Here is a 23,480-nt window from a genome sequence, read left to right as displayed (position 1 = left end):
CGCTGCCCCTCCGGGAGGGGCGCTTTCATCTTGGCGCGGCCTGATAAAAAAAACGCAGCCAGTGGCTGCGTTTTTTGTTCAGCTGAAGAAGCTCTTGAGGCGGTCGGTCCAGCTTTCGCCGCTGGGCGAGTGCTTGGAGCCGCCCTTCTTGAGCGATTCGTCCAGTTCCTTGAGCAGCTTGCGCTGGTGCTCGGTGAGCTTGACCGGCGTTTCCACCACGATGTGGCAGTACAGGTCGCCCGGATAGCTGGAGCGTATGCCCTTGATGCCCTTGCCGCGCAGGCGGAACTGCTTGCCGGCCTGCGTGCCTTCGGGGATGTCGATGGCCGCCTTGCCCGAAAGGGTGGGGACTTCGATCTCGCCGCCAAGCGCGGCCGTGATGAAGCTCACCGGCACGTTGCAGTGCAGGTCGTCGCCATCGCGCTCGAAGATGTCGTGGTCCTTGATGCGGATCTCGATGTACAGATCGCCCGCCGGGCCGCCATTGGTGCCGGGCTCGCCGTTGCCGGCCGAGCGGATGCGCATGCCGTCGTCGATGCCGGCCGGAATCTTGACTTCCAGCGTCTTCTGGCGCTTGACCTTGCCCTGGCCGCCGCAGGAGGGGCAGGGCTCGGGAATGATCTTGCCGGTGCCGCGGCAGTGCGGGCAGGTCTGCTGCACGCTGAAGAAGCCCTGGCGCATCTGCACGCTGCCCATGCCGTTGCAGGTGGAGCAGGTCTTGGCGCTGGTGCCGGGCTTGGCGCCGCTGCCGTGGCAGGTGTCGCAGTTGTCCCAGCTCGGAATGCGGATCTGCGCATCCTTGCCCTTGGCAGCTTCTTCCAGGGTGATTTCCATGGAATAGCTGAGGTCGTTGCCGCGATAGACCTGGCGGCCGCCGCGGCGGCCCTGGCTGAACATGTCGCCGAAGATGTCGCCGAAGGCTTCGGCAAAGCCGCCAAAACCTTCGCCCATGCCGCCCATGCCCCGGTTGGGGTCGACGCCGGCATGGCCGTACTGGTCGTAGGCTGCGCGTTTCTGGGCGTCCGAAAGCATCTCGTAGGCCTCCTTGGCCTCCTTGAATTTTTCTTCGGCTTCCTTGGCCTTTTCACCCTGGTTGCGGTCAGGGTGGTATTTCATCGCCAGCTTGCGATAGGCTTTTTTCAGTTCGTCGTCCGAAGCGTTCTTGGCAACGCCCAGGACTTCGTAGTAGTCACGTTTGGACATGGTAATTCTTCCGCCAGAAGGAGCAGGAACGCCGCGTCAACCCCTTGTCGGAGCCGGCGCGGCGGCAAGCGGTCAGTGAGTGGACTCAGGACCGAGGGTGGGATCAGTCCTTCTTGACTTCCTTGACTTCGGCGTCGACCACGTTGTCGTCGCCAGCGGTGGAGGAGCCTGCGGCGGATGCGCCTGCACCGGCGGCAGCGGCTGCCTCAGCGCCGCCTGCGGCGGCCTGGGCGTCGGCGTACATCTTCTCGCCCAGCTTCTGGCTGGCGGTCATCAGCGCCGTGGTCTTGGCATCGATGGCGTCCTTGTCGTCACCCTTGAGGGCTTCTTCCAGGTCCTTCACGGCAGCCTCGATGGCCGACTTCTCGGCGGCGTCGAGCTTGTCGCCATGCTCGCCCAGGCTCTTCTTGACGCTGTGCACAGCGGCTTCGCCCTGGTTCTTGGCCTGGATGATTTCCAGCTTCTTCTTGTCGTCGGCTGCGTTCAGTTCCGCATCCTTGACCATCTTCTGGATCTCTTCCTCGGACAGGCCGGAGTTGGCCTTGATGGTGATCTTGTTTTCCTTGCCCGAAGCCTTGTCCTTGGCGGACACGTTCAGAATGCCGTTGGCGTCGATGTCGAAGGTCACCTCGATCTGCGGGATGCCGCGCGCTGCGGGCGGAATGCCTTCCAGGTTGAACTCGCCCAGCAGCTTGTTGCCCGAAGCCATTTCACGCTCGCCCTGGAACACCTTGATGGTCACGGCGGGCTGGTTGTCCTCGGCCGTCGAGAAGGTCTGCGCGAACTTCGTCGGGATCGTGGTGTTCTTGGTGATCATCTTGGTCATGACGCCGCCCAGGGTCTCGATGCCCAGGGACAGGGGAGTCACGTCCAGCAGCAGCACGTCGGAGCGCTCGCCGCCCAGCACCTGGCCCTGCACGGCAGCGCCCACGGCCACGGCTTCGTCGGGGTTCACGTCCTTGCGGGGTTCCTTGCCGAAGAACTCCTTGACCTTTTCCTGCACCTTGGGCATGCGGGTCATGCCGCCGACCAGGATCACGTCGTCGATGTCGGACACGGAGATGCCGGCGTCCTTGATGGCCGTGCGGCAGGGCGCGATGGTGCGCTCGATCAGCTCATCCACCAGCGATTCCAGCTTGGCGCGGGTCAGCTTGATGTTCAGGTGCTTGGGACCCGAGGCATCGGCCGTGATGTAGGGCAGGTTGATGTCGGTCTGCGAGGAGTTCGACAGCTCGATCTTGGCCTTTTCGGCGGCTTCCTTCAGGCGCTGCAGAGCCAGCACGTCCTTGGACAGGTCGACGCCCTGTTCCTTCTTGAACTCGGTGATGATGTAGTCGATGATGCGCTGGTCGAAGTCTTCGCCGCCCAGGAAGGTGTCGCCGTTGGTCGACAGCACTTCGAACTGCTTTTCGCCGTCCACGTCGGCGATCTCGATGATGGACACGTCGAACGTGCCGCCGCCCAGGTCATACACGGCGATCTTGTGGTCGCCCTTGCCGCCCTTGTCCAGACCGAAGGCCAGTGCCGCGGCCGTAGGCTCGTTGATGATGCGCTTGACTTCCAGGCCCGCGATGCGGCCCGCATCCTTGGTGGCCTGGCGCTGGGCGTCGTTGAAGTAGGCCGGCACGGTGATCACGGCCTCGGTCACGGGTTCGCCCAGGAAGTCCTCGGCAGTCTTCTTCATCTTGCGCAGCACTTCGGCGCTGATCTGGGGGGGCGCCAGCTTCTGGCCGCGCACTTCCACCCAGGCGTCGCCATTGTCGGCCTTGACGATGGAGTAGGGCATCAGGTCGATGTCCTTCTGCACTTCCTTTTCGTCGAACTTGCGGCCGATCAGGCGCTTGGCGGCGTAGATGGTGTTCTTGGGGTTGGTGACGGCCTGGCGCTTGGCCGAGGCGCCGACGAGGATCTCGCCGTCGTCCTGGTAGGCAATGATGGAGGGGGTGGTGCGGGCACCTTCGCTGTTCTCGATCACGCGAGTGTTGTTGCCATCCATGATGGCGACGCAGCTATTGGTCGTGCCCAGGTCGATACCGATGATTTTTCCCATGTTTCTCTCCGTATTCGTGAAATGTTCGATTGGTTGTTAGTTGGTGGCCGCTGTGCCCGGGTTCAAGAGCCGCGGCGCAATTTCTTGCTGCCTCAGCCTTGGGCAACCGTCACCAGGGCGGGGCGCAGGATGCGGTCGGCAATCATGTAGCCCTTTTGCAGCACGGTGACCACGGTGCCGGCTTCCTGCTGGGCCGGCACCATGCTGATGGCCTGGTGCTGATGGGGGTCGAATTTCTCGCCGGCGGCCGGATTGATGGGCACGACCTTGTTGCGCTCCAGGGCCGAAACCAGCTGGCGCAGCGTGGCGTCCGAGCCTTCGCGCAGTTGTTCGGCCGTCGCGTTCTCGATGGACAGGGCGGCATCCAGGCTGTCGCACACGGGCAGCAGGCTTTCGGCAAAGCTCTCGATGCCGAACTTGCGGGCCTTGGCCACGTCTTCCTCGGCGCGGCGGCGCACGTTCTCGGCTTCCGCCTTGGCGCGCAGATACTGGTCGGCCAGCTCGGAGCTCTTGGCCTTGAGTTCCTCCAGCTCAGCCTTCAGCCTATCCATCTCGTCAGACGCGTTGGCAGCCATTGCGGCTTCGACTTCTTCGGGGGAGGCGTCTTGCAAAGGGTTGGGATTGTTGTCGGACATAGGTAAGTGTTTTTCAGAACTTAAGACAATCTTGCGAGTAGATGTGCGCGGCCCGGATTATTTCAAGCCTTGCCCGGGTAGGAGATGGCCGGATGCGGCTGCCCTTGAGGAGCTTCATGCCTGGCAATGCTTTCGGGTGAAGTGAGTGCTTCGATGATTGCCTGCTGCACCGGCGCATGCCTGCTTTCCCGGCCGGGACGCCGGGTTTATGAAGCCCCAAGTGTACAGATACAAAGCAGCTGCGCTAGAATCTCACGTTTTGCCTTGCCGCACCGCTACCGACGCAGTGGGCGGCGTTTTCCCAAAAGGAGTCGTTATGCGTCATTACGAAATCGTTTTGTTGATCCATCCGGATCAGAGCGAGCAAGTGCCCGCCATGCTGGAGCGCTACAAGGGCATGATCACCGCTGGTGGCGGCAAGATCCACCGCGAAGAAGACTGGGGCCGCCGTCAGCTGGCCTACCTGATCAACAAGCTCGCCAAGGCTCACTACCTGTGCCTGAACATCGAAGCCGACCAGGCTGTGATGGCTGAACTGGAACACGCCTTCAAGTTCAACGATGCCGTGCTGCGTCACCTGACGGTTCAGAAGAAGAAGGCCGAAACCGCTCCTTCCTCCATGATGAAGACCGTCGAGCGCGAAGAAGCCCGCAAGGCCAACCAGGCCGAGCACGCTTAAGGCATCCAAGACGCTGAAGGAGTGGAAAACCGCGTTGCACTGACGGGCACCCTCGCCGAGCTAGCCGCTCTGCGCTACACGCCCGCCGGATTGCCCGCCCTGGATCTGCGCATCGAGCACAGCTCGCAGCAAGCAGAGGCCGGCAGCAAGCGCAACGTCACTGCATCCGTCAAGGCGGTGGCCTTCGGCCCGCTGGCTGAGAAGCTGGCCCGCCAGGCCCCAGGCAGCCAATGGACATTCCAGGGCTTTCTGGCCACGCCGCGCAATACGAAGATGCTGGTTTTGCACATTCAGGACATTCAACAAAACTAATTTTCAAGAGGTCCAGAAATGGCCACGTTCAAGAAATTCAACAAGGACAAGCGTCCCAAGCGCAACACCCAGTCGCTGCTGTTCAAGCGCAAGCGCTTCTGCCGCTTCACCGTCGCCGGCGTCGAGGAAATCGACTACAAGGATGTCGACACCCTGCGTGACTTCATCGCCGAAAACGGCAAGATCGTGCCCGCCCGCCTGACCGGCACGCGCGCCATCTACCAGCGTCAGCTGAACACTGCCATCAAGCGCGCCCGCTTCCTGGCTCTGGTTCCTTACACTGACCAGCACAAGATCTAAGGAGCACAACCCATGCAAGTTATTCTGCTCGACAAGGTTGTGAACCTGGGCAACCTCGGCGATATCGTCAAGGTCAAGGACGGCTACGCCCGCAACTTCCTGATCCCCACGGGCGCTGCCCGTCGTGCCACCGAAGCTGCCAAGGCCGAATTCGAAGCCAAGCGCGCCGAACTGGAAAAGGCTGCTGCCGAGAAGCTGGCTGCCGCTCAGGCCATGGGCGAGAAGCTCAACGGCGTGAACGTCAAGCTGACCCAGAAGGCTGGCGTGGACGGCCGTCTGTTCGGCTCCATCACCAATGCCGACATCGCTGAAGAACTGACCAAGGCCGGTTTCGAAGTGCACAAGGCCCAGGTGCGCATGCCCAACGGTCCCATCAAGATGGTTGGCGACGCTACCGTGGTGGTGGCTCTGCACACCGATGTGTCCGCCGAAGTCTCCGTTTCGGTGTACGGCGACCACTCCTGATTCGGACTCCGTTCCGAACTGGCAAAAAGCCGCCTTCGGGCGGTTTTTTTGTTTTCAGGCCGGCACTGCCAGGTGCCGGCTGTGCTGCGTCCAGGTATCTGGGCGCGGCCGTGACGCGGCGAGCGCCTCCCGTTAGGATGGAGGGCTGTCCCAAGGAATTCCATGTCGTCTGTAATGCCCCCGCTCGATCTTGATGATGATGCTTTTGCGCCGGTGCCCCCGGCGGACCAGCAAGTGGCGCAGCTGCGCGTGCCGCCGCACTCCATGGAGTCCGAGTCCAGCGTGCTGGGCGGCCTGCTGCTGGACAACAATGCCTGGGACCGTGTGGGCGATCTGCTCAACGACAGCGATTTCTACCGCCATGAGCACAAGCTGATCTACGAGGCCATCGGCAAGCTGATCAACGCCAGCAAGCCCGCCGACGTGATCACCGTCTACGAGCACCTGCAGGGCATGGGCAAGGCCGAGGAAATCGGCGGCCTGATGTACCTGAACCAGCTGGCGCAATATGTGCCCAGTGCCAGCAATATCCGCCGCTACGCGGAAATCGTGCGCGAGCGCGCCATCCTGCGCAAGCTGGTGACGGCCAGCGACGAGATCGCCACCAATGCCTTCAACCAGCAGGGCAAGACGGTGGAGCGCATTCTCGACGAGGCCGAGCAGAAGATCATGGCCATCGGCGAAGAGGGCGCGCGCAACAAGCAGGGCTTCCAGTCGCTGGACACGCTGGTGGTGGACCTGCTGGACCGCGTCCAGGAGATGGCCGACAACCCGATGGACGTGACCGGCGTGCCCACGGGCTTTGTCGACCTGGACCGCATGACTTCGGGCCTGCAGGCGGGCGACCTTGTGATCCTGGCGGCGCGCCCCTCCATGGGCAAGACCTCGTTCGCGGTGAACATCGCCGAGCATGTGGCGCTCAACGAAGGCCTGCCGGTCGCCATTTTCTCGATGGAAATGGGCGCGGCCCAGCTGGCCGTGCGTATCGTGGGTTCCATCGGCCGCGTCAACCAGGGCAATCTGCGTACGGGCAAGCTCAGCGACGAGGAGTGGCCGCGCCTGACCGAGGCCATCGAGCGCCTGCGCACGGTGAGCCTGCATATCGACGAAACGCCGGGCCTCTCGCCCACGGAGCTGCGCGCCAATGCGCGGCGCCTGGCGCGCACCTGCGGCAAGCTCGGGCTCATCGTGGTCGACTACCTGCAGCTGATGAGCGGCTCGGGGGCTGCCAGCGCCGACAACCGCGCCACCGAGCTGGGCGAGATCTCGCGGGGCCTGAAGATGCTGGCCAAGGAGCTGCAATGCCCGGTGATTGCGCTGTCCCAGCTCAACCGCTCGGTGGAGCAGCGCACCGACAAGCGCCCCATGATGTCCGACCTGCGGGAATCGGGCGCCATCGAGCAGGACGCGGACATCATCATGTTCATCTACCGTGACGACTACTACAACAAGGAGAGCAAGGAGCCGAACATTGCCGAGGTCATCATCGGCAAGCAGCGTAACGGCCCGACGGGCACGGTGAAGCTCTTCTTCCAGAAGAACCAGACGCGCTTCGAGAACCTGGCCCAGGGCTACGGCAGCGACGAGTATTAAAAGCATAGCTGCCAGCGCAGGTATTCTGGAGAATTCATAGATTTATGAATATGAAGTCTATGAATGCCAGGCGCTGCCAGCTATGAAAAGAAGAGTCGACATCGCCCAATAAAAAGCCCGCAGCGTTGAAGCTGCGGGCTTTTGTTTTGGAGTGGCAATGCGCTATGCGGCCGTGCGCAGCACGTAAACCCCCAGGCCGATCACGCAGATGCCCAGGATGCCGCTGGCCCAGGCCAGGCGCTGGGCGCCGGTGCGCAGCGCGCCCACCGTGGCCACGATCTGGGCATTCTGCTGAGCCAGCTTCTCGATGATCTCCAGCGACTGGCGCTGGGATTGCTCGAGCTGGGCCACGCGCTCTTCCAGGCCCTGGATCAGCAGCAAGGCCTGTTCGCCCGAGGACCGGGGCGGCGACAGGTGCTGGGCCGCCTGCTGTGCGGCATCGGCCTGCGCCTGGTGCTCTGCCTGGGCGTCCTTCTTCTTGAGCATGCCCTGGGCGGCCTTGACCACCTGGGGCGTGGCCTTGATCACATCCGCCCAGGGGACCATCTTGAGCGCGCTGATCCAGCTGATCGCCATGGCTTAGAGCACCTCGCTGGCAAAGTCCGCCAGGCGCGAGCGTTCGCCGCGCGCCAGGGTGATGTGGCCGCTGTGGGGCCAGCCCTTGAAGCGGTCCACCACATAGGTCAGGCCCGAGCTGCCTTCGGTCAGGTAGGGGGTGTCGATCTGCGCCAGGTTGCCCATGCAGATGATCTTGGTGCCGGGGCCGGCGCGCGTGATCAGCGTCTTCATCTGCTTGGGCGTCAGATTCTGGGCCTCATCGATGATGACGTACTTGTTCAGGAAGGTGCGCCCGCGCATGAAGTTCATGCTCTTGATCTTGATGCGGCTGCGGATCAGCTCGTTGGTCGCCGCGCGTCCCCATTCGCCGGCATTGCCGCCGTCGCCCTTGGCCAGGAACTCGAGGTTGTCGTCCAGCGCGCCCATCCACGGACCCATCTTCTCCTCCTCGGTGCCGGGCAGGAAGCCGATGTCCTCGCCCACGCTCACCGTGGCGCGGGTCATGATGATCTCGGTGTAGCGGCGCTCGTCCAGCACCTGGGCCAGGCCCGCGGCCAGGGCCAGCAGCGTCTTGCCGGTGCCGGCCGTGCCGGTCAGCGTGACGAAGTCCACGTCCGGGTTCATGAGCAGGTTCATCGCGAAGTTCTGCTCGCGGTTGCGGGTGGAGACGCCCCAGACCGCATTCTTGGGGTTGCCGAAGTCGCGCAGCGTCTTGAGCACGGCCGTCCTGTCGCGGATCTCGGTCACGCGCATGTACAGGCTGGGCTCGCCGGGTCCTTCGTAGTAGACGAACTGGTTGATCATCAGCTGGTCCACGATGGCGCCGCTGACGCGGTAGTAGGTGATGGCGCCTTCCTGCCAGCTTTCCACGTTCTTGCCGGCCTTGGCCCAGAAGTCGTGCGGCAGGGCCAGCACGCCGGCGTACAGCAGGTCGCCGTCGTCCAGCACCTTGTCGTTCTGGTAGTCCTCGGCGGCCAGGCCCAGGGCGCGCGCCTTGACGCGCATGTTGATGTCCTTGGACACCAGCACCACTTCGCGGTCGCTGTATTCGCCGCGCAGCGCGGCCACCACGCCCAGGATCTGGTTGTCGGCCTTGCCCTGGGGCAGGCCCTCGGGCAGGGCCGAGTCCAGCGGATGGGTCTGGAAGTACAGCGTGCCGGTGGCGCCCTTTTGGCCGGTGGCGCTCAAAGGCAGGCCCTTGTCCAGGCCGTCGGCCGGCTGGGAGGCCACGAGGGAATCCAGTGTGCGGCTGACCTGGCGGCCGTTGCGCGCCACTTCGGTCATGCCCTTCTTGTGGTTGTCCAGCTCCTCCAGCACCACCATGGGCAGGAAGATGTCGTGCTCCTCGAAGCGGAACAGGCTGCTGGGGTCATGCAGCAGCACATTGGTATCCAGCACGAACAGCGTCTTGGGCGCCGGGTGGCCGCCGCGCGCCTTGCGCCCCGACACCGGTGCGGCGGCCGGTGCAGGCTTGGCCGGGGCGGCTGGCGCAGCCGGCGTGGCCGGAGTCACGGCCGGGGCCTTGGCGGATTGGGGGGCGCTTCTGGTGCTGCGTGGCTTTTTGGCCGCAGCGCTGCCGGCAGCCGGCGCAGCAGCCGTTGCCGCGGCAGTCGATGCGCGGCGGGTACGTGTTTTGGCGGCAGCGCCGTTGGCCGCTGCGGGCGTGCTGTCGGAGATGGCGGCGGTTCCCAATGCGTCGTCGGTTTCCGCAGCACGGGTGGTGAGAAAGGCTTCTGCGGGGAGCTTGGCGGCACGGCGGCCGGGGGCGGGAGGCAGGGGCATAGTGGACGAACCGTTCCTCAACAAGGATCAAAAAGCACAAAGCCGCCTGGAAACCGAGGCGGCTTTGTGTGGGTGAAAAGGAAAAACTGCGTAGCACTGAGGCATTGCCCCATTATGCATAGCCCGGTGGGCGCTCAGGCCGGATTTCCGATTCTTTGCGGGGCGGCGGCGCTGTTAAAGACGGTGAAACATTGCGGGTGCAGGTGTTTCGCCGCCGTGCCGCGTCCGGGTGGCAGGGGCTCAGGCGACCTTCTTGTCCTGGGCCTTGATGGCCTTCACGGCCTTGAGCACCTCGTCCACATGGCCGGGGACCTTCAGGCCGCGCCATTCCTGCGCCAGCAGGCCGTCGGGGCCGACCAGGAAGGTGGAGCGCTCGATGCCCTTGACCTTCTTGCCGTACATGATCTTGTTCTTGACCACGCCGAACATATGGCACATTTTCTCTTCGGTGTCGGCAATCAGCTCGAACGGCAGCTCGAGCTTGGCCTTGAAGTCGTCGTGCGACTTCATGTTGTCGCGCGAAACCCCGAACACGGTGGCGCCAGCTTTCACGAAATCCTTGTATTTATCGCGAAACTGCATTGCTTCCGTTGTACAACCGGGCGTATTGTCCTTGGGGTAAAAATACAGGATCAGAATCTGGCCCGTGTGGGAGGTGTTGGTCACCTTGATCCCGCCGGTAGCGTTGGCTTCAAATTCAGGAAGGGGTTTGTTGACAACGATCGCCATGCGCTTGTATCTCTCGGGTGTAGTCGTTGAAATGCCGAAGGCGCCTTTGTGTCGTTGCGTATTCTTGTTTTTATCGACCAGCCAAGGCGCCCCCAACCGCAACCAGCGATTTTACCCTGAAATACGTATTCCCCCTATTGAGGGGCGAGGAGTCTACTCCAGAAGTAGGGCTGCAATCACATTGCGGCCTTCTCCGGCAAGGATGTTGTAGGTGCGGCACGCCGAATGCGTGTCCATGGTTTCCAGCCCCATGCGCTTTTCCATCAGCGGTTTGAGCCAGGCCGGCGGCGGAAAGCGGTTGCGCGCGCCGCTGCCGAAGATGATGACCTCGGCGTCGAGCCGGGCCAGCTCCTCGAAGTGGGCGGGCGTGAGGTCCTCGAAGCGCGCGCAGTTCCACTCCTGGAGCAGGCCGCGCGCGCCCACGATCAGGCTGTGCTCGTGGTTTTGCTGGTCTACCGCAATCCAGCCCGGGCCGTAGCCGGTGATGGATTGCGCTTCGAATTTGTCGGCCTGGAGTTTCATGGCGTTCGGGTGCGCAGACGGCGCGGCGCACGCAAGGTGGTTGGGGTGTGGCAGGAGGCCGGCGGCCGCGTGCGCCGGCGCAAAAGGCGTCCGCATGTTCGCTGGTCTCCATGCAGCCAGGGTGGGGACCTTGCTGCAATGCGGAACTGTGGTCAAATTATAGGTTTCACCGTGGCGTGCAGTGCGCCGTGGCGTGCCTCAAAACCCTTTCCTCCTATCTTGAGCATGAAGACCGTTCAAAAATCCGCAAAACTAGCCAACGTCTGTTATGACATCCGCGGGCCCATCATGGACGCGGCCAAGAAGATGGAGGAGGACGGCCAGAAGATCATCAAGCTCAACATCGGCAATCTGGCCGTGTTCGGCTTCGACGCCCCCGAGGAAGTGCAGCAGGACATGATCCGCAACCTGCCCAACTCGGCCGGCTATTCCGACAGCAAGGGCATTTTCGCGGCGCGCAAGGCCGTGATGCACGAAACCCAGCGCCAGGGCATCAAGGGCGTGACGCTGGACGACATCTTCCTGGGCAACGGCGCCTCGGAGCTGATCGCGCTGGCCACCAACGCGCTGCTGGACAACGGCGACGAAATGCTGCTGCCCGCGCCCGACTATCCGCTGTGGACGGCCGTGACCAGCCTGTCCGGCGGCACGCCCGTGCACTACCTGTGCGATGAGGCCAATGGCTGGATGCCGCGCCTGGACGACATCCGCGCCAAGATCACGCCGCGCACCAAGGCCATCGTGGTCATCAACCCCAACAACCCCACGGGCGCACTGTATTCCAGAGAACTGCTGCTGGAGATCGTGCAGATCGCCCGCGAGCACGGCCTGGTGATATTCGCCGACGAGGTCTACGACAAGGTGCTGTACGACGATGTCAGGCACACGCCGCTGGGCAGCCTGTCCACCGATGTGCTGACCATCACCTTCAACTCGCTGTCCAAGGCCTACCGCAGCTGCGGCTACCGCGCCGGCTGGATGGTGATCTCGGGCGACAAGAAGCCCGCCAGGGACTACATCGAGGGCCTGAACATGCTCTCGAACATGCGCCTGTGCGCCAACGTGCCGGGCCAGTGGGCCGTGCAGACGGCGCTGGGCGGCCACCAGAGCATCGACGAGCTGGTCAGGGAAGGTGGCCGCCTGCGGGTGCAGCGCGATCTGGCCTGGGAGATGATCAACGCCATTCCGGGCGTGTCCTGCGTCAAGCCCCAGGCGGCGCTGTACATGTTCCCGCGCCTGGACCCCGCGGTCTATCCGATCCAGGACGATCAGGAGTTCTTCCTCGAGGTGCTGCAGGAGACCAAGGTCATGCTGGTGCAGGGCACGGGCTTCAACTGGCCCGAACCCGACCACTTCCGCATCGTGTTCCTGCCGCACGAGGCGGACCTGCGCGAGGCCATCAACCGCCTGGCTGCCTTCCTGGCCAGGTACCGCCAGCGCCACGGCACGGACAAGCCCCGCGCCGCGCAGCTGCAGCAGCCCAAGGTTGCCAAGGTGGAGAAGGCGGCCTAGGAATCCTGAAGCTTGCGCCCACAAGAAGGAAGAAGGCGCCAGAGCCGTTCTTCAAGGCAAAGATCTTGCCTGCATCCGGTGGGCGCAAGCCGTGAATCTTTTTTCGATAGCTGAAGGCGCTTGACTGGCAAGCGCCGAAGCGTGTTTTACCTCTGAAGTTTATGAAACCAATCCAAGTAGGCCTGTTGGGCATTGGCACCGTGGGTAGCGGTACTTTCAATGTGCTGGAACGCAACCAGGACGAGATTCGCCGTCGCGCGGGCCGTGGCATTGAGATTGCCATGGTGGCCGACTTGGATACGGCCCGCGCCAGGAGCGTGGTCGGCGACAAGGCCAAGGTGGTGGGCGATGCGCGCGAGATCATCGCCAATCCCGACATCGACGTGGTGGTGGAGCTGATCGGCGGCTACGGCATCGCCAAGGCCCTGGTGCTCGAAGCCATCGCGGCCGGCAAGCACGTGGTCACCGCCAACAAGGCGCTGCTGGCCGTGCACGGCACGGAAATCTTCAAGGCCGCCGCCGAAAAGGGCGTGATCGTGGCCTTCGAGGCGGCTGTGGCCGGCGGCATCCCCATCATCAAGGCGCTGCGCGAAGGCCTGACGGCCAACGAGATCCAGTGGGTGGCCGGCATCATCAACGGCACGACCAACTTCATCCTGTCCGAGATGCGCGACAAGGGCCTGGACTTCGACGTGGTGCTCAAGGAAGCCCAGCGCCTGGGCTACGCCGAGGCTGACCCCACCTTCGACATCGAAGGCGTGGACGCCGCCCACAAGGCCACCCTGATCAGCGCCATTGCCTTCGGCATCCCGGTGCAGTTCGACAAGGCCTATGTGGAGGGCATCACCAAGCTGTCCGCGGCCGACATCCGCTATGCCGAGCAACTGGGCTATCGCATCAAGCTGCTGGGCATCACCAAGCGTGCCGACAAGGGCATCGAGCTGCGCGTGCACCCGTCGCTGGTGCCGGCCAAGCGCCTGATCGCCAACGTGGAAGGCGCGATGAACGCCGTGGTCGTGCATGGCGACGCCGTGGGCGCGACCCTATACTACGGCAAGGGTGCGGGCTCCGAGCCCACGGCATCGGCCGTGATCGCCGACCTGGTGGATATCGCCCGCCTGCACGACGCCGACCCGGCCCACCGCGTGCCGCCGCTGGCCTTCCAGTCCCACACGCTGGGCGCCGCCGGCAAGGACCTGCCCGTGCTGCCCATGGGCGAAGTCGTGACCAGTTACTACGTGCGCATCCGCGTGTCCGACGAGGCCGGCGTGCTGGCCAAGATCACCGGCCTGCTGGCCGAAGCCGGCATCAGCATCGATGCCGTGCTGCAGCGCGAAGCCGACGAGGTGGGCGGCGAAGGCTCGACCCAGACCGACCTGATCATCCTCACGCACGACACCCGCGAAGGAAATATGGACGCCGTGCTGGCGCAAATCCAGGGCCTGCCCACGGTGCTGGCGCCCATTACCCGCATCCGCAAGGAAGAACTCAACTGAGAAAGCCCATGCGCGATCGCACTCGAGCCGGAACCCTTCCCGTCCAGTGCGATTCGCGCACCGGCCTTCCCTCCAGAGGCTGGCGCCCCGTGGCGCTGGCCTTTTCCGTTTCTGTGGCTGGCGCAGCCGCAGCCGTTGCTGCGCCCGTGGATGTCTATCGCGGAACGCTCGGCGGCTCCGAGGTGGTGATGGAGCTGGGCAGGCCCCAGGCCGACGGTTCGCGCCAGGGACGCTATTTCTACCGCCGCCATGGCGTGGATATTCCGCTCCAGGGGCCCCTCAATGCGCTGGCCGAGGCGCAGCCGCTCACGCCGGAGCTGACGGAAAAGCTGGGCAAGGATGCGCCGCTGTTCACCGATGCCAGCCAGCGCGCCGTGGTCTGGAGCCTGCAGCCGCAGGGCGACGGCCTGAGCGGCGAATGGGTGGATCACATTCATGGCAAGAAACTGCCGCTGAGCCTCCGGCGCATTGCGCACTACGATCCCGAAAGGATTGCGCCGCAAGGCGTGGAAGCGGTGACCCAGGCCATCGTGCAAGGGGCTGGCAGCAGCGTCTCGCAAGGCGTTGCCATCAGCGAGCAGACCACGCCCTATGACTATTTGCGCGTTGCCGGGCAGCCGCTGGAGCGAGGCCGGGAAGTGGTGATTGCGCAGGATCTGGCCTGGCAGCCCGTGCGCGACGCCCGTACCAGGCTCTGGTACCCGCGCCTTACCCGCCATCCCGATGCCCGGATTCTGGCCCGGACCAATGCCCTGCTGGAGCAGCGCCACTGGGCCATGAGCCTGGAAGCGCTGGGCTGCCGCGCCTCTCTCTATCTGAACCTTGGGCCGGCGGCGGGCTCGCTGGGCAATTATGAAAACGAGCAAATCCAGGTCACGTATCTGAGCAAGGCCCTGATGAGCGTGGTCGAGTCGGGGTCTACCGATTGCGGCGGCGCCCATCCCAACAATCATTACGATCCGTTCGTGCTGGATTTGCTGCGGGGCGGCTACATGGACTTCACGCGACTGCTCAAGGGGGCCAAATATGGCGAGTACAAGCTGGAGTACGGCGATCGCTTCCTGCGTTTTCTGGACAAGGCAGCGCGCAGGCATGCCGGAGATGACAACGATTGCGCCGGCCTGCTGCCTCAGTACATGGCGCCGATGTTCGACAAGCCCGACAGGATGAGTTTTGTGATTTCCGGCATAGGCCATGCCATGGGGGTGTGCCTGGGCAGCGGCGTCAGTGTTCCGTTCAAGGACCTGAGGCCCTATGTCAGGCCGGGGGCGGAGCGCTACCTGCAGCCTTGACCCTGCGCCTGGCGCGGGACGAGGCAACGGCGTTGGCCGGTCTCTGCATTGGCGCACGGTGGCTTCGGGCCCGCTGACCGATAATGGAGGGCTTGGCGGCATGACACCTGCCCGTTTGGCTGCCCGTTCTGAAGACTGTTTTTGACGAGTTCGAGATGCTGTACCTGTCCACCCGCGGTCATGCCGACCGCAAGCGTTTCTGCGACATCCTGCTCGAAGGCCTGGCGCCCGACGGCGGCCTGTACCTGCCCGAGCACTACCCACGCATCGACGACGCCCAGCTGACCCGGCTGCGCCAGACGCTGGCCACCCAGGGCTATGCGGCCCTGGCCTTCGAGATCCTGTCGCTGTATATCGACGACATTCCGGCCGACGACCTGCGCGCCCTGTGCGCCAAGACCTATACCAGGGAAGTATTCGGCACCGATGCCATCGTGCCGGTGCGCCAGCTCGAGGGCCATCTGCTGATCGAAGCCCTGTCCAACGGTCCCACGCTGGCCTTCAAGGACATGGCCATGCAGCTGCTGGGCAACCTGTTCGAGTACGAGCTGGCCCGCCGCGGCGAGGAACTCAACATCCTGGGCGCCACCAGCGGCGACACGGGCAGCGCAGCCGAGTACGCGATGCGCGGCAAGAAGGGCGTGCGCGTGTTCATGACCAGCCCCAACGGCCGCATGAGCCCCTTCCAGCAGGCGCAGATGTTCAGCCTGCAGGACGAGAACATCCACAACATCGCCATCGAGGGCGTGTTCGACGACTGCCAGGACATCGTCAAGGCGGTCAGCAACGACCACGCCTTCAAAGCGAAGTACAAGATCGGCACCGTCAACTCCATCAACTGGGCGCGCCTGCTGGCCCAGGTGGTGTACTACTTCGCGGGCTATCTGCAGGCCACGAAGAGCAATGCCGAAAAGGTCAGCTTCACCGTGCCCAGCGGCAACTTCGGCAACATCTGCGCCGGCCACGTGGCGCGCCAGATGGGCCTGCCGATTGCAAAGCTGGTGGTGGCCACCAACGAGAACGACGTGCTCGACGAGTTCTTCCGCACCGGCGTCTACCAGGTGCGCGGCGCGGCCCACACCTACGAGACTTCCAGCCCGTCCATGGACATTTCCAAGGCCAGCAACTTCGAGCGCTTCGTGTTCGATCTGGTCGGCCGCGACGGCGCGCGCACCAAGGCCCTGTTTGCCGAGGGCGTGGCCCGCGAAGGCAAGTTCGACCTGAGCCGGGATCCGGCCTTCCAGAACGCTGCGGCGCAATACGGCTTTGTCAGCGGCAAGAGCACGCATGCCGACCGCCTGGCCACCATCAAGGACTGCTACGAGCGCCTGGGCCAGATGATCGATACCCACACGGCCGACGGCGTGAAGGTCGCGCGCGAGCATCTGGGCGCGGAGCCCATGCTGGTGCTGGAAACCGCCCTGCCCATCAAGTTCGCAGCGACCATCGAGGAGGCGCTGGGCCGCCAGCCCGACCGTCCGGCCAAGTTCGACGGCATCGAGTCGCTGCCCAAGCGCGTGGTCGTCATGGCGGCCGATGCCGAGAAAGTCAAGGCCTTCATCGCGGAACACTGCCGCTGATCTGCGCCGCCCGAGGATAAAGCACCTGAAGCCTGGCTGCAGGTGCTTTTTCTTTTTGGGTGAAAATGGCTGCCAGCGCTTGATGGGAAAGCGTGGGAAGCTATCAAAAAAAGAGGGTTCATGTCGCCAACCATTGCCATGCAGGCGCCGGCCAAAGCGAGGTCGGCATGAAGGTCATCGGCTTTGCCGGATATTCGGGCTCGGGCAAGACCACGCTGGTCGAAGCCGTGGTAGCGCTGATGCGCGAGCGCGGCCTCAGGGTATCCGTGGTCAAGCATGCCCACCACCGCTTCGACGTGGACCGCGAAGGCAAGGACAGCTGGCGCCACCGCGAAGCGGGTGCGTACGAGGTGCTGCTGGCATCGGACCGCCGGCTGGCGCTGATGCGCGAGTTCGAGCAACCCATGGAGCTGTCGGTGCACGACATGCTGGCCGAGCTCGATCCCCGCGTCGACTGGGTGCTGGTCGAAGGCTTCAAGCATGGCGACGTGCCCAAGATCGAGGTCTGGCGCGAACAGCCCGACCGCGTGGAGCAGGGCAAGGGCACCGGGCCCCTGTACCCGCACGACGCGCGCGTGCTGGCCGTGGCCACCGATGCGCCCCAGGCCCTGCCCGTGCCGCCGCGCCAGCCCGTGCTGGACCTGAACCGGCCCGCGCAGGTGCTGCAATGGCTGCTGGAGCAGGGCGAACAGCTGGCGTATGCGCAGCGCCCGCAAGTTTTGGAGAAATAAGCGAATGCAAGTTCAGAGAAAACCGCTCAAACCCCTGGACCAGGCCCTGCAGGAGCTGCTGGCGCATGCCCAGGCCCGGCCCGACGTGGAGCTGGTGGACACCTTCGATGCCGACGGCCGCGTGCTGCTGCAGGACGCCGTCTCGCCGCTGCAGGTGCCGCCCCAGGACAACTCGGCCATGGACGGCTATGCCCTGCGCGCGGCCGATTGGGAAGCCGATCTGCCCTTGCCCGTTTCCCAGCGCATTCCGGCCGGCACCTCGCCCGCGCCCCTGGCCCCGGCCTCGGTGGCCCGCATCTTCACGGGCGCGCCCGTGCCCGCCGGCGCCGACGCCGTGGTCATGCAGGAAGACTGCGAAGTGCTGGAAGACGGCCGCGTGCGCATCAAGGCCCTGCCCCAGGCCGGCCAGTGGATTCGCCGCGCCGGCGAGGACATCACCCTGGGCGCGACGGTGATTGCCGCCGGCACGCGCCTCACGCCCGCCCACCTGGGCCTGGCCGCCAGCATGGGATTTGCCCGCCTGCAGGTGGCGCGCAAGCCGCGCGTGGCCCTGTTTTCCACGGGCGACGAACTGGTCATGCCCGGTACCGTGGCCCCGCAGGACATGAAGCCCGGCAGCATCTACAACAGCAACCGCTTCTTCCTGCGCGCGCTGCTGCTGCGCATGGGCTGCGAGGTGACGGACCTGGGCATCGTCCCCGACGACCGCCAGGCCACCATCGACGCCCTGGCCCGGGCGGCCGCCGGCCATGACCTGATCGTCACCAGCGGCGGCGTCTCGGTGGGCGAGGAAGACCATATCAAGCCCGCCGTGCAGCAGCTAGGCCAGCTTGACCTGTGGCAGATCGACATCAAGCCCGGCAAGCCCTTTGCCTACGGCCGCGTCAACCGCAGCGAGGAGGGCGCGGGCTTTGCCCACTTCATCGGCCTGCCGGGCAATCCGGTCTCCAGCTTCGTGACCTTCCAGGTGCTGGTGCGGCCCTTCCTGCTGCGCCTGCAGGGCGTGGACAACGTGCTGCCGCGCGGCATGCCCGCGCGCGCCGACTTCGCCCTGCCCAAGGCCGACCGCCGCCGCGAATTCCTGCGCGTGCGCTACAACGAGCGGGGCGGGCTGGAACTGTTTGGCAACCAGAGTTCGGGCGTGCTGACCTCGGCTGCCTGGGGCGACGGCGTGGTGGACAACCCGGCCGGCACCACGATCGCCGAGGGCGATACCGTGCGCTTCATTCCTTTTGCGGAGCTGATGGCATGACGACGAATTTGAAGACGATCACCGTGCGCTATTTCGCCTCCATCCGCGAAGCCATGGGCACGGGCAGCGCCACGCTGCAGACTGCGGCCGCCACCGTGGGCGCGCTGCGCGAGGAACTGATGGCCCAGAGCGGCGCCGCCGCTGCCGCGCTCACCCACGGCAAGGCCGTACGCATGGCGCTGAACCAGGCCATGTGCGATGGCGATGCCGAAATCCGCAGCGGCGACGAAGTGGCGTTTTTCCCGCCGGTGACGGGGGGGTGAAACCGCGTGTCTGCAACGCGCCTGCTACCGCCTCGGATCTGCAGGGGCCGGCAGGGCAGTGAATTGCCGACAGCACTGCGGTTCTACCTGCCAATAAAAAAAGCGCTCCTGGTGAGCGCTTTTTTTATTCCAGAGATGACGGGCGTTTCGGTTTTATGCCACCTGGAATGCAGGCGTGATCGGTTTGTGGCTAGGTATGGTGATGGGCTGGAATCGGCCAAAAGCAGCCAATGATGGACCGTGAAAGCAGACTCTCAACGCTCGCAGTAAGCTGCGTCACAGCGAAGCAAAGGGAGTCAACAGGCTCAGCCTATTGTTTCAGCTTGACCACCGAGTTAGGCATCATCGTCATCGAACGCAAGTTCGAACTCCTGTGCGTGAACAAGCAGATTGCCAGGCTCTGCCATTATGCTGAGGCGTTGATATAGCTGCTCCAGTTCTTCGTACGGAACAGGTCGCGATCCGACCTTGTTGTAGGTGAACATGTATTCGAATGCAGTTCCCGACAAGGACGTTCGGCGAATTCCTTCAAAATCAAGCACGGGTGTATTAAAGCGATTCGTCTTTGTGCACTCTTCAATTCGGCAGATCGGAAGATGCTCGCCGCTGCTGATCAACTTTTGGTCCGGATTCTGAAGTTTGTCAGTGGGTCGCAAGAATGCAGCGCAGTGGGGAAATCGGTAAGGAGTGTTCACACTGTCGATGGAGCACAGGCCGCCGTCACAGACTACGGACTTGAGTTTCATCAGCTGTGCCTGCATGCGAGGATCATTTAGACTGAGACTCTGCTTCTCCCAAATTTTGTACTGCACAAACACTAGTGTGGCGCTATCGGTTAATGGATCATGTCGCTCGTATAGAACGTCCGCTCCAGACACGTGTTCAGGTTTGTCGGGATGAAAGACATGCACGCGAAGTGCGTTGCCATCGGGAAGCTCGAAGGCTTTATAACCCTTACCATTTCCGAGTGTTGGGAGCCCTGCCGGAAACGCGCTTGTATCCCGCGCAATTAGTTGAGTTTCGGTGTGACCCTGAGGGGCAATCTCGTCTCTCGCTCGGCGGAGCGTCTTGAGCCGATTTTTCAATTGATCGACTCGTCCTTTCTCTTTGGACCTTTTGGCTAAATCAAGTAGTTGCTGGAGTTCTGAAATATCGGCGTCAAGCAAGCTAAGAGGGTGAATCAGACTGCCGACTGCTTCGCTCTTCAATCTTGCCCGTTGCCGGTATTCACGTGCGGTGTTTGATTCATTCGCCTGACGAAGAATGCTTGATTCACTACCTAGGAGTGCTGGGTAGAGGGCTGCGCCGAAATCAAACGCTTCCGCGTAAGTAGACTTCGACATGCTGCCTTTGGTCGAAATCTTCAGAAGCTCGCGAAAAGCGCTGAGTGCTATCCATTCAGCGTCTATACGAAGGTCAGATTGCAATGTGTTCATCTGCCGAATACTGCTTTGCGCTGAATGAGGCCTCACAGCCGCGGACCATATCTGGCGCTTGTTTTCTAAATTGGTATGCAGAAAATACTGCAAGGGGCTTGCAGCTTCGTTTGGTGACATGTTCACTGCATAAAAATACAGTACCAAATTCAGCCATCAAGCCCTCAGCCCTCCCTTGTTGCACACCGCATGGTTACTGGATCGGTCCAGCGAGTGTATTCGTTTGAAACACTATAGCTTGCACACGAAGTTGGGCCATTCCATTGATCGTTCCCAATCCGGTGACAGCTTTGCGAGTTTTAGCTGAATGACAGTTGAGGGTCGAATGCCGCCATCAAGCCAACTCTGTCCAATCGCAGCAGAGACACGTTTCCAAGGCAACACTCTCTATGACCTGGGCGCCGTACCGCCCAGATCGTCTATCGTCAGGCCTCTTCCCGCCAGCACCCAGCACACAAGAAAGCTCCATCCCGACCGTGGGACTACCTACCAGGGTTAACCCATGGGTATTTTTGTCGCGGTGGCGACTTTCGTTGCAGAGAATGCAGCGCTTCTTTAAGCAAGAAAGCGTTGAACTCATGACAACTCACGTCAATATGGAGGAGACCCGCTCGGCGCGCTTTGCCATGCGCTGTGCGAGCTGGGCGGAAAAGTGGTTCCCCGATTCCTGGGTGTTCGCCGTGGTCGGCATCTTCATCGTGGTGCTGGCGGCCTTTGCGATCGGCGTGCCGGCGCAGGAGACCAGCAAGGCCTTCGGCAAGGGCTTCTGGAGCCTGATTCCCTTCACCATGCAGATGGCTTTCGTGGTGATCGGCGGCTATGTGGTGGCCAGTTCCAGGCCGGCGTCCCGGCTGATCGAGGCGCTGGCGCGCGTGCCGGGCAACGGACGCACGGCCGTGGCCTGGGTGGCTTTTGTGTCCATGACGGCTTCGCTGCTCAACTGGGGCCTGAGCTTGGTCTTCGGCGGGCTGCTGGTCAAGGCGCTGGCGCGCCGCACCGACCTGAAGATGGACTACCGCGCCGCGGGCGCCGCCGCCTATCTGGGCCTGGGCGCCGTGTGGGCGCTGGGCATCTCGTCCTCGGCCGCGCAGCTGCAGGCCAACCCGGCCAGCCTGCCCGCGGGCATTCTGAACATCACCGGCGTGATTCCGTTCACGCAGACCATCTTCATGTGGCAGTCGGGGGCCATGCTGGCCGTGCTCATGGTCGCCTCCATCGTCGTGGCCTATGTCACCGCGCCCAGCGACCGCAATGCGCGCGACGCGGCCAGCTGCGAGGTGGACACTGCCGTGGAAGTGCATTCCGTGGCCCGGCCCACGCGCCCTGGCGAGTGGCTGGAATACAGCCCGCTGCTCATCATCTTCCTGGTGCTGCTGGCCGCGGGCTGGATGGTGGAGGAGTTCCGCAGCAAGCCCTTCATCCAGGCGATCTCGGGGCTGAATACCTACAACCTGATCTTTCTGATGGTGGGCGCGCTGCTGCACTGGCGCCCGCGCAGCTTCCTCGACGCGGTCTCGCGCGCGGTGCCCACCACCACGGGCGTGCTGATCCAGTTCCCGCTGTACGGCGCCATCGCGGCCATCATGACCGAGGTCAAGGGCGCGGACGGGGCCACCATCGCCCACCACATCTCCACCTTTTTCACGCAGGTGGCGTCGCACGACACCTATGCGCTGCTCATGGGCGTGTACTCGGCCGTGCTGGGCTTTTTCCTGCCCTCGGGCGGCGGCAAGTGGATCATCGAGGCGCCCTATGTGATGCAGGTGGCCAACGACCTGCACTACCACCTGGGCTGGGCCGTGCAGATCTACAACGCGGCCGAGGCGCTGCCCAATCTGATCAACCCCTTCTACATGCTGCCGCTGCTGGGTGTGCTGGGCTTGAAGGCGCGCGATCTGGTCGGCTTCAGCTTTGTGCAGCTGCTGGTGCATATCCCGCTGGTGCTGTTCCTGCTATGGTTCCTGGGCCAGACCCTGAGCTATATCCCGCCCGTCATGCCATGAGCGAAAAGAAAACCTCCACCCACGCCGTCAATGCCGAGATCAGCGCGCGCACGCGCCAGGCCCTGTCCGAAGCCCGCGCGCGCGGCGTCAGGCTCGGAACGGCCGGCGCGGCCAATATCCGCGCCACGGTGGAAAGGCGCAAATCGGCGGCCGACGCCTTTGCCAAGCAGCACGAGGCCTTGTTTGCCGAGCTGCAGGCCCAGGGCCTGACCCATCGCGCCATGGCGGCCGAACTCAACGCACGCGGCATTGCGGCGGCCAAGGGCGGCGAATGGACGCACGGGCAGGTGCAGCGCATGCTGGACCGCTACGCGGGTTGGAAGGCTGCGCAGGCGGGAGAGGCCTGATCTGCCTCTCCCATGAAAAAAGCCGTGCGGTGGAAACTGCACGGCTTTTGTTTTTATAGCTGCTTGCGCTTTATGAGTAAGCGTTTGAGGCTGATTTGAATCTTATTCCGGGTCGATGGTTGGCAATTGCGGCGCACGCCACTCCAGCAGCTCGGCCAGGCGCTGCACGATCCAGCCGGCCTCGGGCGGGCTGACCACCGAGCCTTCGGCGGCCAGGCCGGCATGCATGCCCAGCAGCACCTGCTCCTCGGAGGAGTTGCCCGAGTGGTACAGGGTCTGAGCCTGCTCTACGAGATGGCAGGCCAGGTCTTCGCACAGCTCGTAGCGGGCCACCACCTCGCCGATGGGGGCCGAAAGCTTGCCGCTGCGGGTGCGGAACAGCTCGGCAAAGCTGGGCGGGGGCTGGATCTGGCTGGTGTCGTCCATCGCGCGGCTCCTCAGCTGGGCTCGAACAGGCGCTCGAAGCGAGCCAGGTCCTCGGCCAGCTCGCAGGTGATGAGCTGGCCCGACTTGTTGTCATGCTTGCGGTGCGCGGCGAACAGCGTGGCCCTGCCCTTGAAGTTGTAGTCGGGCAGGTGGATCAGCTCATAAGGGTAGGGCACAAAGAGCTGGAATTCGAAAATCATCCGGTGCTCGTTGCGCGGCGAGGGGTACAGCGTGTACTCCGGCAAATTGATGGTTTGTGTGGCCATGGCGCAATGCTAATGCGGCCCATGTGTCCATGCAGGCCTGCGACAATG

24 protein-coding genes are annotated in these 23,480 nt (G+C 63.5%); 14 read left to right on the top strand and 10 right to left on the bottom strand.

Features of this window, described 5'->3' with window-relative positions:
* Positions 1 to 78: 78 nt before the first annotated feature.
* From dnaJ to grpE, 3 genes are all read right to left on the bottom strand, one after another.
* Positions 79 to 1,203 (bottom strand): molecular chaperone DnaJ, encoded by a 1,125-nt coding sequence (gene dnaJ, locus Cte04_RS04240; protein WP_066472544.1) that lies wholly within the window; start codon positions 1,201 to 1,203, stop codon positions 79 to 81.
* A 103-nt stretch (positions 1,204 to 1,306) separates the two neighbouring features.
* Positions 1,307 to 3,253: a molecular chaperone DnaK gene (gene dnaK, locus Cte04_RS04235; RefSeq protein ID WP_066472542.1), complete on the bottom strand. Its 1,947-nt coding sequence runs from the start codon at positions 3,251 to 3,253 to the stop codon at positions 1,307 to 1,309.
* A gap of 92 nt (positions 3,254 to 3,345) precedes the next feature.
* Complete coding sequence (gene grpE / locus Cte04_RS04230) at positions 3,346 to 3,888, bottom strand: nucleotide exchange factor GrpE (protein ID WP_066472540.1); 543 nt, start codon at positions 3,886 to 3,888, stop codon at positions 3,346 to 3,348.
* Positions 3,889 to 4,204: 316 nt separating this feature from the next.
* Here grpE and rpsF point away from each other — a divergent pair, with 316 nt between their 5' ends.
* The 5 genes from rpsF to dnaB all read left to right on the top strand — a co-directional run bounded on the left by rpsF (position 4,205) and on the right by dnaB (position 7,237).
* The gene (rpsF, locus tag Cte04_RS04225; protein ID WP_066472534.1) at positions 4,205 to 4,567 is read left to right on the top strand and encodes a 30S ribosomal protein S6; all 363 of its coding nucleotides are present in this window, start codon (positions 4,205 to 4,207) and stop codon (positions 4,565 to 4,567) included.
* A 21-nt stretch (positions 4,568 to 4,588) separates the two neighbouring features.
* Positions 4,589 to 4,879, top strand: a complete 291-nt coding sequence (gene priB, locus Cte04_RS04220; protein ID WP_066472531.1) for a primosomal replication protein N — start codon at positions 4,589 to 4,591, stop codon at positions 4,877 to 4,879.
* A gap of 18 nt (positions 4,880 to 4,897) precedes the next feature.
* Positions 4,898 to 5,179 (top strand): 30S ribosomal protein S18, encoded by a 282-nt coding sequence (gene rpsR / locus Cte04_RS04215; RefSeq protein WP_027016880.1) that lies wholly within the window; start codon positions 4,898 to 4,900, stop codon positions 5,177 to 5,179.
* Between the two features lie 12 nt (positions 5,180 to 5,191).
* Positions 5,192 to 5,644, top strand: coding sequence for a 50S ribosomal protein L9 (gene rplI, locus Cte04_RS04210; RefSeq protein ID WP_066472528.1), 453 nt, complete (start codon positions 5,192 to 5,194; stop codon positions 5,642 to 5,644).
* 162 nt (positions 5,645 to 5,806) lie between these two features.
* Entirely contained in the window at positions 5,807 to 7,237 is a 1,431-nt protein-coding gene (gene dnaB, locus Cte04_RS04205; RefSeq protein ID WP_066472519.1) for a replicative DNA helicase, read from the top strand.
* A gap of 162 nt (positions 7,238 to 7,399) precedes the next feature.
* On the opposite strand, the gene Cte04_RS04200 is transcribed toward dnaB, so the two are convergent.
* From Cte04_RS04200 to Cte04_RS04185, 4 genes are all read right to left on the bottom strand, one after another.
* A complete protein-coding gene (locus tag Cte04_RS04200; RefSeq protein ID WP_066472517.1) occupies positions 7,400 to 7,813 on the bottom strand; it encodes a hypothetical protein in 414 nt (137 codons plus the stop codon).
* Between the two features lie 3 nt (positions 7,814 to 7,816).
* Entirely contained in the window at positions 7,817 to 9,577 is a 1,761-nt protein-coding gene (locus tag Cte04_RS04195; protein ID WP_066472515.1) for a PhoH family protein, read from the bottom strand.
* 240 nt (positions 9,578 to 9,817) lie between these two features.
* The gene (locus tag Cte04_RS04190) at positions 9,818 to 10,306 is read right to left on the bottom strand and encodes a peroxiredoxin (protein ID WP_066472505.1); all 489 of its coding nucleotides are present in this window, start codon (positions 10,304 to 10,306) and stop codon (positions 9,818 to 9,820) included.
* 153 nt (positions 10,307 to 10,459) lie between these two features.
* The gene (locus tag Cte04_RS04185) at positions 10,460 to 10,828 is read right to left on the bottom strand and encodes an Mth938-like domain-containing protein (protein WP_066472500.1); all 369 of its coding nucleotides are present in this window, start codon (positions 10,826 to 10,828) and stop codon (positions 10,460 to 10,462) included.
* A 225-nt stretch (positions 10,829 to 11,053) separates the two neighbouring features.
* Here Cte04_RS04185 and Cte04_RS04180 point away from each other — a divergent pair, with 225 nt between their 5' ends.
* The 7 genes from Cte04_RS04180 to moaD all read left to right on the top strand — a co-directional run bounded on the left by Cte04_RS04180 (position 11,054) and on the right by moaD (position 18,954).
* Positions 11,054 to 12,340, top strand: a complete 1,287-nt coding sequence (locus tag Cte04_RS04180; RefSeq protein WP_066472495.1) for a pyridoxal phosphate-dependent aminotransferase — start codon at positions 11,054 to 11,056, stop codon at positions 12,338 to 12,340.
* Positions 12,341 to 12,501: 161 nt separating this feature from the next.
* The gene (locus Cte04_RS04175; RefSeq protein WP_066472493.1) at positions 12,502 to 13,836 is read left to right on the top strand and encodes a homoserine dehydrogenase; all 1,335 of its coding nucleotides are present in this window, start codon (positions 12,502 to 12,504) and stop codon (positions 13,834 to 13,836) included.
* Positions 13,837 to 13,844: 8 nt separating this feature from the next.
* A complete protein-coding gene (locus Cte04_RS04170) occupies positions 13,845 to 15,128 on the top strand; it encodes a hypothetical protein (RefSeq protein ID WP_245633286.1) in 1,284 nt (427 codons plus the stop codon).
* 155 nt (positions 15,129 to 15,283) lie between these two features.
* Positions 15,284 to 16,708 (top strand): threonine synthase, encoded by a 1,425-nt coding sequence (thrC, locus tag Cte04_RS04165; protein WP_066472487.1) that lies wholly within the window; start codon positions 15,284 to 15,286, stop codon positions 16,706 to 16,708.
* Between the two features lie 167 nt (positions 16,709 to 16,875).
* Positions 16,876 to 17,439 (top strand): molybdopterin-guanine dinucleotide biosynthesis protein B, encoded by a 564-nt coding sequence (mobB, locus tag Cte04_RS04160; RefSeq protein WP_066472485.1) that lies wholly within the window; start codon positions 16,876 to 16,878, stop codon positions 17,437 to 17,439.
* Between the two features lie 4 nt (positions 17,440 to 17,443).
* A complete protein-coding gene (locus tag Cte04_RS04155; RefSeq protein ID WP_066472483.1) occupies positions 17,444 to 18,691 on the top strand; it encodes a molybdopterin molybdotransferase MoeA in 1,248 nt (415 codons plus the stop codon).
* Positions 18,688 to 18,954: a molybdopterin converting factor subunit 1 gene (gene moaD / locus Cte04_RS04150; RefSeq protein WP_066472481.1), complete on the top strand. Its 267-nt coding sequence runs from the start codon at positions 18,688 to 18,690 to the stop codon at positions 18,952 to 18,954. Before Cte04_RS04155 ends, moaD begins: the two co-directional genes overlap by 4 nt.
* 335 nt (positions 18,955 to 19,289) lie before the next feature.
* On the opposite strand, the gene Cte04_RS04145 is transcribed toward moaD, so the two are convergent.
* On the bottom strand, positions 19,290 to 20,510 hold the full coding sequence (locus Cte04_RS04145) for a hypothetical protein (RefSeq protein ID WP_217997566.1): 1,221 nt from the start codon (positions 20,508 to 20,510) through the stop codon (positions 19,290 to 19,292).
* Positions 20,511 to 20,968: 458 nt separating this feature from the next.
* On the opposite strand from Cte04_RS04145, the gene Cte04_RS04140 reads away from it, so the two are divergent.
* Both Cte04_RS04140 and Cte04_RS04135 read left to right on the top strand, forming a co-directional pair.
* Positions 20,969 to 22,393, top strand: a complete 1,425-nt coding sequence (locus tag Cte04_RS04140; RefSeq protein ID WP_066473928.1) for a short-chain fatty acid transporter — start codon at positions 20,969 to 20,971, stop codon at positions 22,391 to 22,393.
* Positions 22,390 to 22,740: a recombinase family protein gene (locus Cte04_RS04135; protein WP_066472478.1), complete on the top strand. Its 351-nt coding sequence runs from the start codon at positions 22,390 to 22,392 to the stop codon at positions 22,738 to 22,740. Before Cte04_RS04140 ends, Cte04_RS04135 begins: the two co-directional genes overlap by 4 nt.
* Positions 22,741 to 22,842: 102 nt before the next feature.
* Here the strand turns inward: Cte04_RS04135 and Cte04_RS04130 are convergent, their stop codons facing one another.
* Entirely contained in the window at positions 22,843 to 23,166 is a 324-nt protein-coding gene (locus tag Cte04_RS04130; RefSeq protein WP_066472474.1) for a hypothetical protein, read from the bottom strand.
* A gap of 11 nt (positions 23,167 to 23,177) precedes the next feature.
* Positions 23,178 to 23,432 carry a hypothetical protein gene (locus Cte04_RS04125; protein WP_066472471.1) on the bottom strand — a complete coding sequence of 85 codons (255 nt, stop codon included), beginning with the start codon at positions 23,430 to 23,432 and terminating at the stop codon, positions 23,178 to 23,180.
* Positions 23,433 to 23,480 lie beyond the last annotated feature (48 nt).

This window comes from Comamonas terrae, from assembly GCF_001544075.1.
Classification (GTDB): Bacteria; Pseudomonadota; Gammaproteobacteria; order Burkholderiales; family Burkholderiaceae_C; genus Comamonas; species Comamonas terrae.
This window is presented reverse-complemented; position numbering and strand designations above follow the sequence as displayed.